16 protein-coding genes are annotated in these 18196 nt (G+C 65.7%); 14 read left to right on the top strand and 2 right to left on the bottom strand.

What is annotated here, in order from left to right; genetic code table 11:
- Positions 1-436 precede the first annotated feature (436 nt).
- The 14 genes from HMPREF2716_RS16850 to HMPREF2716_RS16785 all read left to right on the top strand — a co-directional run bounded on the left by HMPREF2716_RS16850 (position 437) and on the right by HMPREF2716_RS16785 (position 16305).
- Positions 437-850: an NADH-quinone oxidoreductase subunit A gene (locus HMPREF2716_RS16850; RefSeq protein ID WP_003090452.1), complete on the top strand. Its 414-nt coding sequence runs from the start codon at positions 437-439 to the stop codon at positions 848-850.
- Positions 851-860: 10 nt separating this feature from the next.
- Positions 861-1538 carry a NuoB/complex I 20 kDa subunit family protein gene (locus HMPREF2716_RS16845; protein ID WP_003090455.1) on the top strand — a complete coding sequence of 226 codons (678 nt, stop codon included), beginning with the start codon at positions 861-863 and terminating at the stop codon, positions 1536-1538.
- Between the two features lie 80 nt (positions 1539-1618).
- Positions 1619-3400, top strand: coding sequence for an NADH-quinone oxidoreductase subunit C/D (nuoC, locus tag HMPREF2716_RS16840; protein WP_003090458.1), 1782 nt, complete (start codon positions 1619-1621; stop codon positions 3398-3400).
- 1 nt (position 3401) lies between these two features.
- The gene (gene nuoE, locus HMPREF2716_RS16835) at positions 3402-3902 is read left to right on the top strand and encodes an NADH-quinone oxidoreductase subunit NuoE (protein WP_003090460.1); all 501 of its coding nucleotides are present in this window, start codon (positions 3402-3404) and stop codon (positions 3900-3902) included.
- Complete coding sequence (nuoF, locus tag HMPREF2716_RS16830) at positions 3899-5245, top strand: NADH-quinone oxidoreductase subunit NuoF (RefSeq protein ID WP_003090462.1); 1347 nt, start codon at positions 3899-3901, stop codon at positions 5243-5245. Before nuoE ends, nuoF begins: the two co-directional genes overlap by 4 nt.
- A gap of 131 nt (positions 5246-5376) precedes the next feature.
- On the top strand, positions 5377-8094 hold the full coding sequence (gene nuoG / locus HMPREF2716_RS16825) for an NADH-quinone oxidoreductase subunit NuoG (protein ID WP_023097492.1): 2718 nt from the start codon (positions 5377-5379) through the stop codon (positions 8092-8094).
- Positions 8091-9086 carry an NADH-quinone oxidoreductase subunit NuoH gene (gene nuoH / locus HMPREF2716_RS16820; RefSeq protein ID WP_003090465.1) on the top strand — a complete coding sequence of 332 codons (996 nt, stop codon included), beginning with the start codon at positions 8091-8093 and terminating at the stop codon, positions 9084-9086. The genes nuoG and nuoH overlap by 4 nt, the downstream gene beginning before the upstream one ends.
- Before the next feature lie 11 nt (positions 9087-9097).
- A complete protein-coding gene (gene nuoI / locus HMPREF2716_RS16815) occupies positions 9098-9646 on the top strand; it encodes an NADH-quinone oxidoreductase subunit NuoI (RefSeq protein ID WP_003090467.1) in 549 nt (182 codons plus the stop codon).
- 11 nt (positions 9647-9657) lie between these two features.
- Positions 9658-10158: an NADH-quinone oxidoreductase subunit J gene (gene nuoJ, locus HMPREF2716_RS16810; protein WP_003090473.1), complete on the top strand. Its 501-nt coding sequence runs from the start codon at positions 9658-9660 to the stop codon at positions 10156-10158.
- Between the two features lie 45 nt (positions 10159-10203).
- On the top strand, positions 10204-10512 hold the full coding sequence (gene nuoK / locus HMPREF2716_RS16805) for an NADH-quinone oxidoreductase subunit NuoK (protein ID WP_003090475.1): 309 nt from the start codon (positions 10204-10206) through the stop codon (positions 10510-10512).
- Positions 10509-12356, top strand: a complete 1848-nt coding sequence (gene nuoL / locus HMPREF2716_RS16800) for an NADH-quinone oxidoreductase subunit L (RefSeq protein WP_023097491.1) — start codon at positions 10509-10511, stop codon at positions 12354-12356. The genes nuoK and nuoL overlap by 4 nt, the downstream gene beginning before the upstream one ends.
- Before the next feature lie 27 nt (positions 12357-12383).
- Positions 12384-13913 (top strand): NADH-quinone oxidoreductase subunit M, encoded by a 1530-nt coding sequence (nuoM, locus tag HMPREF2716_RS16795; RefSeq protein WP_003090479.1) that lies wholly within the window; start codon positions 12384-12386, stop codon positions 13911-13913.
- 7 nt (positions 13914-13920) lie between these two features.
- Positions 13921-15381: an NADH-quinone oxidoreductase subunit NuoN gene (nuoN, locus tag HMPREF2716_RS16790; protein ID WP_003090482.1), complete on the top strand. Its 1461-nt coding sequence runs from the start codon at positions 13921-13923 to the stop codon at positions 15379-15381.
- A 114-nt stretch (positions 15382-15495) separates the two neighbouring features.
- The gene (locus HMPREF2716_RS16785; protein ID WP_003122601.1) at positions 15496-16305 is read left to right on the top strand and encodes a class I SAM-dependent methyltransferase; all 810 of its coding nucleotides are present in this window, start codon (positions 15496-15498) and stop codon (positions 16303-16305) included.
- A 206-nt stretch (positions 16306-16511) separates the two neighbouring features.
- Here the strand turns inward: HMPREF2716_RS16785 and HMPREF2716_RS16780 are convergent, their stop codons facing one another.
- Both HMPREF2716_RS16780 and HMPREF2716_RS16775 read right to left on the bottom strand, forming a co-directional pair.
- A complete protein-coding gene (locus HMPREF2716_RS16780) occupies positions 16512-17570 on the bottom strand; it encodes an AI-2E family transporter (protein WP_003090487.1) in 1059 nt (352 codons plus the stop codon).
- Positions 17571-17729: 159 nt separating this feature from the next.
- Positions 17730-18196 (bottom strand): methyl-accepting chemotaxis protein (locus HMPREF2716_RS16775; RefSeq protein WP_049263184.1); only part of this gene is annotated, 467 nt, incomplete at its 5' end.

Here is an 18196-nt window from a genome sequence, read left to right as displayed (position 1 = left end):
GAAAATATTCCCGGTTTAATGCAATAACGGATTGATCGCGAGTAATTACCAATAAAAGGGTAAACAATAGTAACGCGGCGAAGAATATATGTAGCGAAGTTATACGGATGCGACATTGCAAACGATATTCATTATCGTTTGAGGTCTTGCAAAGAGCCCTCCCCCACGCTTCGCGGCAATACGACCAAAAGCCAGCCAGGCCGCGCCATTTCTCGCAGAGACAGCATTCACGAGGCTTTCGGGGATTAACCAAAGCGCTGGAAAAAGCAGAGAAGCGTCTGTTTGTGTTAGAAAAATTTACTTGTCCGGCGCTTTGGGCATAAAATCGGAAAGATACATACAACCCTTAGCTCACTACGCAGCGGGTTGCACAAGAAGTCGGGCATTGCGCCCAGAACCCACGATCTTATATATCCGGTACAGAAGGAGTATCAGCATGCCAAACCCAGCTGAACTTGCAGCTCATCACTGGGGATTCGCTGCCTTCCTTCTAGGGGTCGTTGGCCTTCTCGCCTTCATGCTAGGGGTTTCGTCCCTGCTTGGCAGCAAGGCATTTGGTCGCAGCAAGAACGAACCCTTCGAATCCGGGATCGTCCCCACCGGAGGCGCACGCCTGCGTCTCTCGGCAAAATTCTATCTGGTCGCGATGCTCTTCGTGATCTTCGACGTCGAAGCCCTCTTCCTCTTCGCCTGGTCGGTGTCGGTTCGCGAAAGCGGCTGGGCCGGCCTGATCGAGGCAACCATTTTCATAGCAATTCTGTTGGCGGGTCTTGTCTATCTTTGGCGGATCGGTGCGCTCGATTGGGCTCCCGAAAGCCGTCGCAAGCGGCAGGCGAAGCTAAAACAATGAGGCTTTGGCGATGCAATACAAACTTACCCGGATCGATCCCGATGCGGCCAACGACCAATACCCGATAGGCGAACGGGAAACCGTAGCCGACCCGCTGGTCGAGGGCCAGGTTCACAAGAACATCTTCATGGGCAAGCTCGAGGATGTGCTGAACTCCACCGTCAACTGGGGTCGCAAGAACTCGCTCTGGCCCTATAACTTCGGGCTGTCGTGCTGCTACGTGGAGATGACCACCGCCTTCACCGCGCCGCACGATATCGCCCGCTTCGGCGCCGAAGTGATCCGGGCGTCGCCGCGCCAGGCCGATTTCATGGTCATCGCCGGCACCTGCTTCATCAAGATGGCCCCGGTCATCCAGCGCCTCTACGAGCAGATGCTCGAACCCAAGTGGGTCATCTCCATGGGCTCGTGCGCCAATTCCGGCGGCATGTACGACATCTATTCGGTGGTCCAGGGGGTCGACAAGTTCCTCCCCGTGGACGTCTACATCCCCGGCTGCCCGCCCCGTCCGGAGGCGTTCCTGCAAGGCCTGATGCTGCTGCAGGAATCCATCGGCCAGGAGCGCCGCCCGTTGTCCTGGGTCGTTGGCGACCAGGGGGTCTACCGCGCCGAAATGCCGGCCCAGAAAGACCTGAAACGCGAGCAGCGCATCCAGGTGACCAACCTGCGCAGCCCCGACGAAGTGTGATCCGGAACTCCCGGCCAGCCCCGCTGGCCGGCCGAGACCAGCCGCGTTCACCCCACCGTTGACCGAAAGCGACCGAGACCATGACTGCAGACTCCGCTCTGTACATCCCGCCTTACAAGGCAGACGACCAGGATATCGTCGTCGAACTGAATTCCCGCTTTGGCGCCGAGACCTTCACCGTCCAGCCCACCCGTACCGGCATGCCGGTGCTCTGGGTCCCGCGCGAAAGACTGATCGAAGTCCTGACCTTCCTCCGTCAGGTACCCAAGCCCTACGTGATGCTCTACGACCTGCACGGCGTCGACGAGCGGCTGCGCACCCATCGCCGCGGCCTGCCGAGCGCCGACTTCAGCGTGTTCTACCACCTGATGTCGCTGGAGCGTAATAGTGACGTGATGATCAAGGTCGCCTTGTCCGAGCGCGACCTCAACCTGCCCACCGCCACCCGTATCTGGCCCAACGCCAACTGGTACGAGCGCGAAGTGTGGGACATGTACGGCATCACCTTCACCGGCCACCCGCACCTGACCCGCATGCTGATGCCGCCGACCTGGCAGGGCCATCCGCTGCGCAAGGACTACCCGGCGCGCGCCACCGAGTTCGATCCCTACTCCCTGTCCGCCGCCAAGCAGGACCTGGAGCAGGAGGCCCTGCGCTTCAAGCCGGAAGACTGGGGCATGAAGCGCCACGGCGAGAACGAGGACTACATGTTCCTCAACCTCGGCCCGAACCACCCGTCCGCCCACGGCGCGTTCCGCATCATCCTGCAACTGGACGGCGAGGAGATCATCGACTGCGTCCCGGAGATCGGCTACCACCACCGCGGCGCCGAGAAGATGGCCGAGCGCCAGTCCTGGCACAGTTTCATCCCCTACACCGACCGCATCGACTACCTCGGCGGGGTGATGAACAACCTGCCCTACGTACTCTCGGTGGAGAAGCTCGCCGGGATCAAGGTGCCGCAGCGGGTCGACGTGATCCGGATCATGATGGCGGAGTTCTTCCGCATCCTGAACCACCTGCTGTACCTGGGCACCTATATCCAGGACGTCGGCGCCATGACCCCGGTGTTCTTCACCTTCACCGACCGCCAGCGCGCCTACAAGGTGGTCGAGGCCATCACCGGCTTCCGCCTGCACCCGGCCTGGTACCGCATCGGCGGCGTCGCCCACGACCTGCCGCGCGGCTGGGACAAGCTGGTCCGCGAGTTCCTCGACTGGATGCCCAAGCGCCTCGACGAGTACGAGACCGCGGCCCTGAAGAACAGCATCCTGCGCGGCCGGACCATCGGCGTCGCCCAGTACAACACCAAGGAAGCCCTCGAGTGGGGCACCACCGGCGCCGGCCTGCGCGCCACCGGTTGCGACTTCGACCTGCGCAAGGCCCGCCCCTACTCCGGCTACGAGAACTTCGAGTTCGAGGTACCGCTGGCCCACAACGGCGACGCCTACGACCGCTGCATGGTCAAGATGGGCGAGATGCGCCAGAGCCTGCGGATCATCGAACAGTGCCTGAAGAACATGCCGGAAGGCCCGTACAAGGCCGACCATCCGCTGACCACGCCGCCGCCGAAAGAACGCACGCTGCAACACATCGAAACCCTGATCACCCACTTCCTGCAGGTTTCCTGGGGCCCGGTCATGCCGGCCAACGAAGCCTTCCAGATGATCGAGGCGACCAAGGGTATCAACAGCTACTACCTGACCAGCGACGGCAGCACCATGAGCTACCGCACGCGTATCCGGACGCCCAGCTTCGCGCACCTGCAACAGATCCCCTCGGTGATCAACGGCAGCATGATCGCGGACCTGATCGCCTACCTGGGTAGCATCGATTTCGTTATGGCTGACGTGGACCGCTGACATGAGCCAGAGCAACCTGATTCAGACCGACCGTTTCGTCCTCAGCGAAACCGAGCGCTCGTCCATCGAGCATGAAATGCATCACTACGAGGACCCGCGCGCGGCGTCCATCGAAGCCCTGAAGATCGTCCAGAAGCAGCGCGGCTGGGTGCCGGACGGCGCCATCCCGGCGATCGGCGAGGTGCTGGGGATCCCGGCCAGCGACGTCGAAGGCGTCGCCACCTTCTATAGTCAGATATTCCGCCAGCCGGTGGGCCGCCACATCATCCGCGTCTGCGACAGCATGGTCTGCTACATCGGCGGCCACGAGTCGGTGGTCGGCGAGATCCAGAAGCAACTCGGCATCGGTCTCGGCCAGACTACCGCCGACGGACGCTTCACCCTGCTCCCGGTCTGCTGCCTGGGCAACTGCGACAAGGCCCCGGCGCTGATGATCGACGACGACACCCATGGCGACGTGCGTCCCGACGGTGTCGCCAAACTGCTGGAGGCCTACGTATGACCCTTACCTCCATTGGTCCGGCCAACCGCATGACGCGTTCGGCGGAAACCCATCCGCTGACCTGGCGCCTGCGCGAAGACGCCCAGCCCGTCTGGCTCGAGGAATACCAGAGCAAGGACGGCTACGCCGCGGCGCGCAAGGCGCTGACCCAGATGGCCCAGGACGACATCGTCCAGACCGTCAAGGACTCCGGCCTCAAGGGCCGCGGCGGCGCGGGCTTCCCCACCGGCGTGAAGTGGGGCCTGATGCCGAAGGACGAGTCGCTGAACATCCGCTACCTGCTGTGCAACGCGGACGAGATGGAGCCGAACACCTGGAAGGACCGCATGCTCATGGAGCAGCTGCCGCACCTGCTGGTGGAAGGCATGCTGATTTCCGCGCGTGCGCTGAAGGCCTACCGCGGCTACATCTTCCTGCGCGGCGAATACGTCGACGCGGCGCGCAACCTCAACCGCGCCATCGACGAAGCCAAGGCCGCCGGCCTGCTCGGCAAGAACATCCTCGGCAGCGGCTTCGATTTCGAGCTGTTCGTCCACACCGGTGCCGGCCGCTACATCTGCGGCGAAGAGACCGCGCTGATCAACTCGCTGGAAGGCCGCCGCGCCAACCCGCGTTCCAAGCCGCCCTTCCCTGCCGCCGTCGGCGTCTGGGGCAAGCCGACCTGCGTGAACAACGTGGAGACGCTGTGCAACGTGCCGGCCATCGTCGGCAACGGCGTGGACTGGTACAAGACCCTGGCCCGCCCCGGCAGCGAAGACATGGGCACCAAGCTGATGGGCTTCTCCGGCAAGGTGAAGAACCCCGGCCTGTGGGAACTGCCGTTCGGCGTCAGCGCCCGCGAGCTGTTCGAGGACTACGCCGGCGGCATGCGCGACGGCTTCCAGCTCAAGGCCTGGCAGCCCGGCGGCGCCGGTACCGGCTTCCTGCTCCCGGAGCACCTGGATGCGCAGATGTTCGCCGGCGGCATCGCCAAGGTCGGCACCCGGATGGGCACCGGCCTGGCCATGGCGGTGGACGACAGCATCAACATGGTTTCCCTGCTGCGCAACATGGAAGAGTTCTTCGCCCGCGAGTCCTGCGGCTGGTGCACCCCCTGCCGCGATGGCCTGCCGTGGAGCGTGAAGCTGCTGCGCGCCCTGGAGCGGGGCGAAGGCCAGCCCGGCGACCTCGAGACCCTCGAGCAGCTGGTCAACTTCCTCGGCCCAGGCAAGACCTTCTGCGCCCACGCGCCGGGAGCCGTCGAGCCGCTGGGCAGCGCCCTCAAGTATTTCCGTGCCGAATTCGAGGCGGGCATCTCCCGCCAGCCTTCGGCCGCGCCGCGCCCGGCAACGGTCGGCGCCTGATGCTTTGCAGCCGGACGGCCAGCCGTCCGGCGATGTTTCGTCGTCGTGCCGCGGCCCGGTCGCAGGCCCGACGGAACCGTGAGTTTCTATTAGCCACGCCCGCTGACAACGGGCCAACGAAGACTTGAACCATGGCCACTATCCACGTAGACGGCAAGACGCTCGAAGTCGATGGTGCAGACAACCTCCTGCAGGCCTGTCTGTCCCTCGGTCTCGACATTCCCTACTTCTGCTGGCACCCGGCGCTCGGTAGCGTCGGCGCCTGCCGCCAGTGCGCGGTGAAGCAGTACACCGACGAGAACGACAAGCGTGGTCGCCTCGTCATGTCCTGCATGACCCCCGCCACCGACAACACCTGGATCTCCATCGAAGACGAAGAGGCCAAGCAGTTCCGCGCCAGCGTCGTCGAATGGCTGATGACCAACCACCCGCACGACTGCCCGGTGTGCGAGGAAGGCGGTCACTGCCACCTGCAGGACATGACGGTGATGACCGGCCACAACGAGCGCCGGTACCGCTTCACCAAGCGCACCCACCAGAACCAGGAACTCGGCCCGTTCATCGCCCACGAGATGAACCGCTGCATCGCCTGCTACCGCTGCGTGCGCTACTACAAGGACTACGCCGGCGGCACCGACCTCGGCGTCTACGGCGCCCACGACAACGTCTACTTCGGACGGGTCGAGGACGGCGTGCTGGAAAGCGAGTTCTCCGGCAACCTCACCGAGGTCTGCCCCACCGGCGTGTTCACCGACAAGACCCACTCCGAGCGCTACAACCGCAAGTGGGACATGCAGTTCGCCCCGAGCATCTGCCACGGCTGCTCCAGCGGCTGCAACATCAGCCCCGGCGAGCGCTACGGCGAGATCCGCCGCATCGAGAACCGCTACAACGGCTCGGTCAACCACTACTTCCTCTGCGACCGCGGTCGCTTCGGCTACGGCTACGTCAACCGCGAAGACCGTCCGCGCCAGCCGCTGCTGGTGCTGAGCAAGCAGAAGCTGAGCCTGGACGGCGCCCTCGACCAGGCCGCCGCCCTGCTGAAGGAGCGCAAGGTGGTCGGCATCGGTTCGCCGCGCGCCAGCCTGGAAAGCAACTTCGCCCTGCGCGAGCTGGTTGGCGAAGGCAACTTCTACAGCGGCATCAACGAAGGCGAGCTCGACCGCCTGCGCCTGATCCTGCAGGTCATGCAGGAAGGCCCGCTGCCGGTGCCGAGCATCCGCGACATCGAGGACCACGACGCGGTCTTCGTCCTCGGCGAGGACCTGACCCAGACCGCCGCCCGCATCGCCCTGGCCCTGCGCCAGTCGGTGAAGGGCAAGGCCGTCGAGATGGCCGCCGACATGAAGGTCCAGCCGTGGCTCGACGCCGCGGTGAAGAACATCGCCCAGCACGCGCAGAACCCGCTGTTCATCGCCAGCGTCAGCGCGACCCGCCTCGACGACGTGGCCGAGGAAACCGTCCACGCCGCACCGGACGACCTCGCCCGCCTCGGCTTCGCCGTGGCCCACGCGATCGACCCGAGCGCTCCAGCCGTGGCCGACCTCGACCCGCAGGCCCAGGCCTTCGCCCAGCGCATCGCCGATGCCCTGCTGGCGGCCAAGCGTCCGCTGGTGGTGTCCGGCAACTCGCTGGGCAACAAGGCATTGATCGAAGCCGCGGCGAACATCGCCAAGGCCCTCAAGCAGCGCGAGAAGAACGGTTCCATCAGCCTGGTGGTCGGCGAAGCCAACAGCCTCGGCCTGGCGCTCTTCGGCGGCGACTCCGTGGAAGCCGCGCTCGAGCGACTGACCTCCGGACAGGCCGACGCCGTGGTGGTGCTGGAGAACGATCTCTACCGCCGCACCGACGCCGCCCGTGTCGACGCAGCCCTGGCGGCGGCCAGGGTGGTGATCGTCGCCGATCACCAGCAGACCGCCACCACCGCCAAGGCGCACCTGGTGCTGCCGGCGGCCAGCTTCGCCGAAGGCGACGGCACCCTGGTCAGCCAGGAAGGCCGCGCCCAGCGCTTCTTCCAGGTGTTCGACCCGACCTACTACGACGCCAAGAACATGGTCCGCGAGGGCTGGCGCTGGCTGCATGCGATCCACAGCACCCTGCAAGGCAAGCGCGTCGACTGGACCCAGCTGGACCACGTCACCGAAGCCGTGGCCGAGGCCAAGCCGATCCTGGCCGGTATCCGCGACGCCGCACCGGCCGCCTCGTTCCGCATCAAGGGCCTCAAGCTGGCCCGCGAACCGCACCGCTACAGCGGGCGCACCGCCATGCGCGCCAACATCAGCGTGCACGAGCCGCGCACCCCGCAGGACATCGACTCGGCGTTCGCCTTCTCCATGGAAGGCTACTCCGGCAGCCAGGAAGACCGTCAGCAGATCCCGTTCGCCTGGTCGCCGGGCTGGAACTCGCCGCAGGCCTGGAACAAGTTCCAGGACGAGGTCGGCGGCCACCTGCGCGCCGGCGACCCCGGCGTGCGCCTGATCGAACCGAAGGGCGAAGGCCTCGACTGGTTCCAGGCCGTGCCGGTGCCGTTCAGCGCCAAGGCCGACAGCTGGAAGGTAGTGCCGCTGTACCACCTGTTCGGTAGCGAGGAAAACAGCTCGCGGGCCGCGCCGATCCAGCAGCGCATCCCGGAGACCTACGTCGCCCTGTCCAAGGAAGACGCGGACCGCCTCGGCGTCAACGACGGCGCGACCCTCGGCTTCCAGCTCAAGGGCCAGGCCCTGCGCCTGCCGCTGCGCATCGATGAACAACTCGGCGCCGGCCTGATCGGCCTGCCGGTCGGCTTCGCCGGCATCCCGGCGGCGATCGCCGGCTGCTCCGTGGAAGGTCTGCAGGAGGCTGCACAATGAGTTGGCTGACTCCCGCTCTGGTCACCATCATCCTCACCGTGGTCAAGGCCATCGTGGTGCTGCTCGCCGTGGTCATCTGCGGCGCCCTGCTCAGCTGGGTCGAGCGCCGCCTGCTCGGCCTCTGGCAGGACCGCTACGGCCCCAACCGGGTCGGTCCGTTCGGTGCGTTCCAGCTCGGCGCGGACATGGTCAAGATGTTCTTCAAGGAGGACTGGACCCCGCCGTTCGCCGACAAGATGATCTTCACCCTGGCCCCGGTGATCGCGATGGGCGCCCTGCTCGTCGCCTTCGCCATCGTGCCGATCACCCCCACCTGGGGCGTGGCGGACCTGAACATCGGCATCCTGTTCTTCTTCGCCATGGCCGGCCTGACGGTGTACGCCGTGCTGTTCGCCGGCTGGTCGAGCAACAACAAGTTCGCCCTGCTCGGCAGCCTGCGCGCCTCGGCCCAGACCATCTCCTACGAGGTGTTCCTGGCCCTGTCGCTGATGGGCATCGTCGCCCAGGTCGGCTCGTTCAACATGCGCGACATCGTCCAGTACCAGATCGACAACGTCTGGTTCATCATTCCGCAGTTCTTCGGCTTCTGCACCTTCATCATCGCCGGCGTCGCCGTGACCCACCGTCACCCGTTCGACCAGCCGGAAGCGGAGCAGGAACTGGCGGACGGCTACCACATCGAGTACGCCGGGATGAAATGGGGCATGTTCTTCGTCGGCGAGTACATCGGCATCGTGCTGGTCTCGGCGCTGCTGGCGACCCTGTTCTTCGGCGGCTGGCACGGTCCGTTCCTGGACACCCTGCCCTGGCTGTCGTTCTTCTACTTCGCCGCCAAGACCGGCTTCTTCATCATGCTCTTCATCCTGATCCGCGCCTCGCTGCCGCGTCCGCGCTATGACCAGGTGATGGCGTTCAGCTGGAAGGTGTGCCTGCCGCTGACCCTGATCAACCTGCTGGTGACCGGCGCGCTCGTGCTGGCCGCGGCCCAGTAAGGAGAACCACCGTGATCAAAGAAATCATCAACGTCGTGCATGGCACCTTCACCCAGCTTCGCAGCCTGGTGATGATCTTCGGCCATGCCTTCCGCAAGCGCGACACCCTGCAATACCCCGAAGAGCCGGTCTACCTGCCGCCGCGCTATCGTGGCCGGATCGTCCTGACCCGCGACCCCGACGGCGAGGAACGCTGCGTAGCCTGCAACCTGTGCGCCGTGGCCTGTCCGGTTGGCTGCATCTCCCTGCAGAAGGCCGAGACCGAGGACGGTCGCTGGTATCCGGAGTTCTTCCGCATCAACTTCTCGCGCTGCATCTTCTGCGGCCTGTGCGAGGAAGCCTGCCCGACCACCGCGATCCAGCTCACCCCGGACTTCGAGATGGGCGAGTTCAAGCGCCAGGACCTGGTCTACGAGAAGCACGACCTGCTGATCTCCGGCCCGGGCAAGAACCCGGACTACAACTACTACCGCGTTGCGGGGATGGCGATCGCCGGCAAGCCGAAAGGCGCCGCGCAGAACGAAGCCGAACCGATCAACGTGAAAAGCCTGCTGCCATAAGGAGACGTCGCGTGGAATTCGCTTTCTATTTCGCTGCTGGCGTCGCCGTACTGGCCACGCTGCGGGTCATCACCAACAGCAACCCGGTGCATGCCCTGCTCTACCTGATCATTTCCCTGCTGGCCATCTCGATGACCTTCTTCAGCCTCGGCGCACCCTTCGCCGGCGCCCTGGAGATCATCGTCTACGCTGGCGCCATCATGGTTCTGTTCGTCTTCGTGGTGATGATGCTCAACCTCGGCCCGGCCGTGGTCGAGCAGGAGCGCAAGTGGCTCACGCCCGGCATCTGGGTCGGGCCTTCGGCCCTGGCCCTGGTCCTGCTGGTGGAACTGCTGGTGGTCCTCGCCCGCACCCCGAGCGGTGCCGGCATCGGCCATACCACGGTAGACGCCAAGGCGGTCGGCATCAGCCTCTACGGCCCGTACCTGCTGGTGGTCGAACTGGCCTCCATGCTGTTGCTCGCGGCCCTGGTCGCTGCCTATCACCTGGGTCGTCAAGACGCAAAACAATAAAGGTTCGGCGGGCGCCCTGCGCCCGCCCCAAGGGAACGTAACGCTATGAACGCAATACCACTGGAACACGGCCTGGCCCTCGCCAGCGTCCTGTTCGCCCTCGGACTGGTCGGCTTGATGGTGCGACGCAACATCCTGTTCGTACTGATGAGCCTGGAAGTGATGATGAACGCCGCCGCCCTCGCCTTCGTGGTCGCCGGCAGCCGCTGGGGCCAACCCGACGGCCAGGTGATGTTCATCCTGGTGCTGAGCCTCGCGGCCGCCGAAGCGAGCATCGGCCTGGCGATCCTGCTGCAACTGTATCGCCGCTTCCACACCCTCGATATCGACGCTGCCAGCGAGATGCGCGGATGAACCTTCTACCTCTTACCTTCCTGTTCCCCCTGGTCGGCTTCCTGCTGCTGTCGTTCTCCCGCGGCAGGTGGTCGGAAAACCTTTCGGCGCTGGTCGGCGTCGGCTCGGTCGGCCTCTCCGCCCTGAGCGCGGCCTGGGCCATCTTCAGCTTCCACAGCAGTCCGCCGGAAGGCGGCGCCTACAGCCTGGTGCTGTGGCAGTGGATGGCGGCCGGCGACTTCAGCACCAACTTCACCCTGTACCTGGACGGCCTCTCGGTAACCATGCTCGGCGTGGTTACCGGCGTCGGCTTCCTGATCCACCTGTTCGCCTCCTGGTACATGCGTGGCGAAGCCGGCTATTCGCGCTTCTTCGCCTACACCAACCTGTTCATCGCCAGCATGCTGTTCCTGGTGCTGGGCGACAACCTGCTGTTCCTCTACTTCGGCTGGGAAGGCGTGGGCCTGTGCAGCTACCTGCTGATCGGCTTCTACTACAGCAATCGCAACAACGGTAACGCGGCGCTCAAGGCATTCATCGTCACCCGCGTCGGCGACGTGTTCATGGCCTTCGGCCTGTTCATCCTGTTCCAGCAGTTCGGCACCCTGAACATCCAGGAGCTGCTGGTGCTGGCGCCGCAGAAGTTCCCGGAAGGCAACCTCTGGCTGACCCTGGCGACCCTGGCCCTGCTCGGCGGCGCGGTCGGCAAGTCCGCCCAGCTGCCGCTGCAGACCTGGCTGGCCGACGCCATGGCCGGCCCGACCCCGGTCTCCGCGCTGATCCACGCCGCCACCATGGTGACCGCCGGCGTCTACCTGATCGCCCGTTGCCACGGCCTGTTCACCCTGGCCCCGGACATCCTCGAACTGGTCGGCATCGTCGGCGCGGTGACCCTGGTCCTGGCCGGCTTCGCCGCCCTGGTGCAGACCGATATCAAGCGCATCCTCGCCTACTCGACCATGAGCCAGATCGGCTACATGTTCCTCGCCCTCGGCGTCGGCGCCTGGGACGCGGCGATCTTCCACCTGATGACCCACGCCTTCTTCAAGGCCCTGCTGTTCCTCGCCTCGGGCGCGGTGATCATCGCCTGCCACCACGAGCAGAACATCTTCAAGATGGGCGGCTTGTGGAAGAAGCTGCCGCTGGCCTACGCCAGCTTCGTGGTCGGCGGTGCGGCGCTGGCCGCCCTGCCCTTCCTCACCGCGGGCTTCTACTCCAAGGACGAGATCCTCTGGGAGGCCTTCGCCAGCGGCCATCGCGAACTGCTGATCGCCGGCCTGGTGGGTGCGTTCCTGACCTCGATCTACACCTTCCGCCTGATCTTCGTCGCCTTCCACGGCGAGCCGAAGACCGAAGCCCACGCCGGCCACGGGATTTCCCACTGGTTGCCGCTCAGCGTGCTGATCGTCCTGTCGACCTTCGTCGGCGCCCTGATCACCCCGCCGCTGGCCGGCGTCCTGCCGGAAAGCGTCGGCCACGCCGGTGGCGAAGCCAAGCACAGCCTGGAACTGGCCTCGGGCGCCATCGCCATCGCCGGCATCCTGCTGGCCGGCCTGCTGTTCCTCGGCCAGCGCCGCTTCGTCAGCGCCCTGGCGAAGAGCGCCCCGGGTCGCTTCTTCGGTACCTGGTGGTACCACGCCTGGGGCTTCGACTGGCTGTACGACAAGCTGTTCGTGAAACCCTACCTGCTGCTCTGCCAATTGCTGGGGCGCGACCCCATCGACCGTACCCTGGGCGTCGTTCCGTTCAGCGTGCGCGGCGGACACAACCTCCTCAGCCTCACCGAGAACGGCCGCCTGCGCTGGTACGCCGCTTCCCTGGTGGGTGGCGCCGCCATCCTGCTCGGCGCGCTGCTGCTGGCCTAACGAATTCACGGAGAGACTGAGCCTGTCATGATTCTGCCCTGGCTAATCCTGATCCCCTTCATCGGCGGTTTCCTCTGCTGGATCGCCGAACACAGCAGCAAGACCCTGCCCCGCTGGATCGCGCTGCTTTCGATGACCCTGGTCCTGATCCTGAGCCTGTGGATCTGGGCCACCGGCGACTTCCAGCTGGCGCCCGCGCCCGGCGGCGAGCCGGAATGGACCCTGCAATTCAAGGTGCTGTGGATCGAGCGTCTCGGCATCAGCGTCCACCTGGCGATGGATGGCCTGTCGCTGCTGATGGTCGCCCTCACCGGCCTGCTCGGCGTGCTCTCGGTCCTCTGCTCCTGGAACGAGATCCAGCGCCGCATCGGCTTCTTCCATCTGAACCTGCTGTGGATCCTGGGCGGTGTGATCGGCGTGTTCCTCGCCATCGACCTGTTCCTGTTCTTCTTCTTCTGGGAAATGATGCTGGTGCCGATGTACTTCCTCATCGCGCTGTGGGGACACAGTTCCGATGACGGCAAGAAGACCCGCATCTACGCCGCCACCAAGTTCTTCATCTTCACCCAGGCCAGCGGCCTGGTGATGCTGGTGGCGATCCTCGGCCTGGTGTTCGTCAACTTCAATGCCACCGGCGTGATCACCTTCGACTACGCCACCCTGCTGAAGACCCAGCTGAGCCCCCACGTGGAATGGCTGCTGATGCTCGGCTTCTTCGTCGCCTTCGCGGTGAAGATGCCGGTGGTGCCGGTGCATTCCTGGCTGCCGGACGCCCACGCCCAGGCGCCCACCGCCGGCTCCGTGGACCTCGCCGGCATCCTCCTGAAGACCGCCGCCTACGGCCTGATCCGCTTCGCCCTGCCGCTGTTCCCCAACGCCTCGGCGGAATTCGCGCCGATCGCCATGTGGCTCGGCATCATCGGCATCTTCTACGGTGCCCTGCTGTCCTTCGCGCAGACCGACATCAAGCGCCTGGTCGCCTACTCCAGCGTTTCGCACATGGGCTTCGTGATGATCGGCATCTACTCCGGCAGCCAGGTAGCGCTGCAGGGCGTGGTGGTGCAGATGATCGCCCACGGCCTCTCCGCCGCGGCGCTGTTCATCCTCTGCGGCCAGCTCTACGAGCGCCTGCATACCCGCGACATGCGCAAGATGGGCGGCCTGTGGTCGCGCATGCCCTACCTGCCGGCGATCAGCCTGTTCTTCGCCTCGGCGTCGCTGGGCCTGCCCGGTACCGGCAACTTCGTCGGGGAGTTCCTGATCCTGATCGGCGCCTTCAAGGTGGTCCCGGTGATCATCGTGATCGCCACCTTCGGCCTGGTCTTCGCCTCGGTCTACTCGCTGATCATGATCCACCGCGCCTACTTCGGCCCCAGCCAGTCCGACGAGCCGATCCTCGGCCTCGATGCCCGCGAACTGAGCATGGTGCTCGGCCTGGCGGTCCTGCTGGTCCTGCTCGGGGTCTACCCGCAGCCAGTGCTGGACATCTCCGCGGCCAGCATGCACGGCGTGCAGCAATGGCTGGGCGCAGCCCTTTCCACCCTTGCAGGACGGTAGTCGCGAAATGACCTTTACGATCCAACACTTCATCGCGCTCCTGCCACTGCTGATCACCAGCGCCACCCTGGTGGTGGTGATGCTGGCGGTAGCCTGGAAACGCAATCACTCGTTCACCGCCACCCTCTCGGTGATCGGCCTCAACCTGGCCCTGCTGTCGCTGCTGCCGGTCCTCGGCGTCACCCCGATCGAGGTGACACCGCTGGTGCTGGTGGACAACTACGCCTGCTTCTACATGGCCCTGGTGCTGGTCTCCGCCCTGGCCTGCGTGACCCTCGCCCACGCCTACATGGAAAGCTATCCGGGTAACCGCGAAGAGCTGTACCTGCTCCTGCTGCTGGCCACCGCCGGCGGCCTGGTGCTGGTCAGCGCGCAGCACCTGGCCAGCCTGTTCATCGGCCTGGAGCTGCTCTCGGTCCCGGTCTACGGGATGGTCGCCTACGCCTTCTTCAACAAGCGCTCGCTGGAAGCCGGCATCAAGTACACCGTGCTCTCGGCCGCCGGCTCCGCCTTCCTGCTGTTCGGCATGGCCCTGCTCTACGCCGAGTCCGGTACCCTGGGCTTCGCCGGCCTTGGCGCCAAGGTCGCCGAGCACGTGCTGAGCGGTCCGCTGGTCAGCGTTGGCGTAGGCATGATGCTGGTCGGCCTGGGCTTCAAGCTGTCGCTGGTGCCCTTCCACCTGTGGACCCCGGATGTCTACGAAGGCGCCCCGGCGCCGGTCTCGGCGTTCCTCGCCACCGCCAGCAAGGTCGCGGTGTTCGCCGTGCTGCTGCGGCTGTTCCAGATCGCCCCTGCGGCCCTGGACAACCAACTGCTGAACATCTCCCTGAGCGTCATCGCGGTCGCCTCGATCCTCTTCGGCAACCTGCTGGCACTGACCCAGAGCAACATCAAGCGCCTGCTCGGCTACTCGTCCATCGCCCACCTGGGCTACCTGCTGGTCGCCCTGATCGCCAGCAAGGGCATGGCCGTGGAAGCGGTCGGCGTCTACCTGGCCACCTACGTACTGACCTCCCTCGGCGCGTTCGGCGTGATTACCCTGATGTCCACCCCGTACAGCGGCCGCGACGCCGATGCGCTGTTCGAGTACCGCGGCCTGTTCTGGCGCCGGCCGGTACTGACCGCGGTGATGACCGTGATGATGCTGTCGCTGGCAGGCATCCCGCTGACCGCCGGCTTCATCGGCAAGTTCTACGTGATCGCGGTCGGCGTCGAGTCGCACCTGTGGTGGCTGATCGGCGCCCTGGTGCTGGGCAGCGCCATCGGCCTGTACTACTACCTGCGGGTCATGGTCACCCTGTTCCTGGTCGAGCCCGGCATCCGCCAGCACGACGCACCGTTCAACTGGGGCCAGCGCGCCGGCGGCATCATGCTGGTGGCCATCGCCCTGCTGGCGTTCTTCCTCGGCGTCTACCCGCAGCCGCTGCTGGAAATCCTCCAGCATTCCGGCCTGGCCCTCGCCGGCTGAGTCGCCCGCTCCACGAAAACCCCGCCTCGGCGGGGTTTTTCTTTGGCCCGCCCCACGCACCCTGCCCCGCTGCCGTGGCATGCTCCGCGCTCCATGGATGAACCCGGAGGCCTCATGCCCACCTTCCACGATATCGACGTCCTGCGACACAACAGCGCCAGTTGGGACGCCCAGGCCGCCCGTGACTGCGAATGGTCGCGACCGGTCAGCGCCGAAGAGGTCGCCGCCGCACGCCGCGGCGACTGGGCGGTGAAGCTGACCCCGGGCGCGTTACCCGCTCACTGGCTGGGCGACGTACGCGGCCGCGAGATCCTCTGCCTGGCCTCGGCCGGCGGCCAGCAGGCGCCGATCCTTGCCGCCGCCGGCGCACGGGTCACGCTGTTCGACGCCTCGGCGGGACAGCTGGACAAGGACCGCCAGGTCGCCGCCCGCGACCGCCTCGAACTGGCCTGCGTGCAGGGCGACATGCGCGACCTCTCGACCTTCGCCGATGCCTCCTTCGACCTGGTCTTCAATCCCATCTCCAATCTCTACGTCGACGATGTCCTGCCGGTCTGGCGCGAATGCGCGCGGGTGCTGCGGCCGGGCGGCAAGCTGCTGGCGAGCTTCTACAACCCGGCGCTGTTCATCGAGGACCGCTCGCCGGAACTGGCAGAGCAGGGCCTGATCCGACCGCGACATCGCCTGCCCTACTCCGACCTGGAAAGCCTCTCCGCCGAAGCCCTCGCGGCAAAGCGCGAGAAAGGCGAAGCCCTGGTGTTCGGCCATAGCCTGACCCAGCAGATCGCCGGCCAGCTCGCCGCCGGCCTGCTGCTGCAGGATTTCTACGAAGACTGGCAACCGCACCCGCGCTTCGTCATCGACCGCTTCGTGCCGACCTTCCTCGCCACCTGCGCGCTCAAGCCGAGGTCCGCCGCCGGTTGACAGCGGCGAGCCCTGAGGAGTGCCGGCAAGCGCTGCTCCATGTCCAGTTGCGCAACGGTCGCGATGTACCGGGTTCGACGCACTGTTAGCCGAAGGCCCCAGGCACTGCCTGGAGCGGCTCAGCCACGACAGCGCCGTCCATGATGCTTCAAGGCCTGAAACGAACAAGCCCCGCATTCGCGGGGCTTGTCTGCCACGGGCGCGACTCAGGCCTGTGGTTCCTCCTCGCGACCAGTGAACAGGTCCCAACTGGCCATGAACAGCGCGGCGATCAGCGGGCCGATGACGAAGCCGTTGAGGCCGAACAGGGCCATGCCGCCGAGGGTGGAGATCAGCACCACGTAGTCCGGCATCTTGGTGTCCTTGCCGACCAGGATCGGGCGCAGGATGTTGTCCACCAGGCCGATCACCACCACGCAGAACAGGATCAGCACTACACCCTGCCAGATCGCCCCGGTGAGCAGGAAGTAGGCCGCCACCGGCGCCCAGATCAGCGCCGCACCGATGGCCGGCAGCAGCGACAGGAAGGCCATCAGGGTGCCCCAGAGCAAGGCGCCCTCGATGCCCAGCACCCAGAAGATCAGGCCGCCGAGAGCGCCCTGGGTGGCAGCCACGGCGATGTTGCCCTTCACCGTGGCGCGGATCACCGTGGTGAACTTGGCGAACAGGTGGTGCTTGTGTTCCTGGCTCAGCGGCACCGCCTGCTTGATCCGCCGGCCGAGCACGCGACCGTCGCGAAGGAGGAAGAACAGCAGGTAGAGCATGATGCCGAAGCTGATGACGAAGTCGAGGGTGTTCTGGCCGATGCTGAACGCCTTGGTCGCCACCACCTGGCTGGCCTGCATCGCCACCGAGGAGAGCTTCTCCTGCAGGCTCGAGAGATTGGCCAGGTCGAAGCGCTCCAGCCACTGGTGCACCGATGGCGGCAAGGCGGCCACCGCCTGCTGCAGGTAGGCGGCGAAGTTCAGTTCGCCGGACTTGACCCGCTGGTAGACGCTCGCGCCTTCCTGCACCAGCGAACCGGCGATGAAGATCACCGGGATGATCACGATCAGCACGCAGATCAGCAGGGTGATCAGCGCGGCGAGGTTCTTCCTATCCCTCAGGCGCACCTGCAGGCGGCGTTGCACCGGGGCGAAGATGATCGCCAGGATGGTGCCCCAGAACACCGCGCCGTAGAACGGCAGCAAGAGCCAGCCGAAGGCGAGCGTGACCACCGCCAGCAACAGGAGAAAAGTCCGGGATTCCAGTTTCGTGTCGAGCATGTCCAATCCATCTGGCAGTGGGAAGCAAAGCATTAGTCAGCCGGCGGACGTGGATCGTTCACGACTGCCGGCCGACTCCGCCGAATAATGACAGGAAGGCTCTGTGGCGCACCACTGCCGGCTGGCTCTTTTGCCGGCAGCGGTCGCGCGGGGGAAGGGTCAGATGCGGAACTGACCGACCAGCCGGCCCAGGCCCTGGCCCAGTTGCGCCAGGCTGCGGGCGGTCTGCGCGCCCTGCTGGGCCTCGTCGGCGACGCTGTCCACCGCGCCGGCGATCTGGTGCACGCTGCGGTTGATCTCCTCGGCCACCGCGGTCTGTTCCTCGGCGGCGCTGGCGATCTGCGCGTTCATCGCGTTGATGGTGGCAATCAACTGGGCGATGGCGTCCAGCGAATCGCCGGCCTGGTTGGCCTGGTTGCTGGTGCCCTCGCCGGCCTCGCCGGAACGGCGCATGGCGTCGACCGCGGCGTTGGTGCCCTGCTGCAGGCGATCGATCATGCCCTGGATTTCCTGGGTGCTCTGCTGGGTGCGGCTGGCCAGCGCCCGCACTTCGTCGGCGACCACCGCGAAGCCACGTCCGGCCTCGCCGGCACGGGCCGCCTCGATGGCCGCGTTGAGCGCCAGCA

It is taken from the genome of Pseudomonas sp. HMSC076A11 (assembly GCF_001810205.1).
GTDB lineage: Bacteria > Pseudomonadota > Gammaproteobacteria > Pseudomonadales > Pseudomonadaceae > Pseudomonas > Pseudomonas aeruginosa.
Note: the sequence above shows the minus strand (reverse complement) of the source record. Positions and strands in the feature narration are given on the sequence as shown.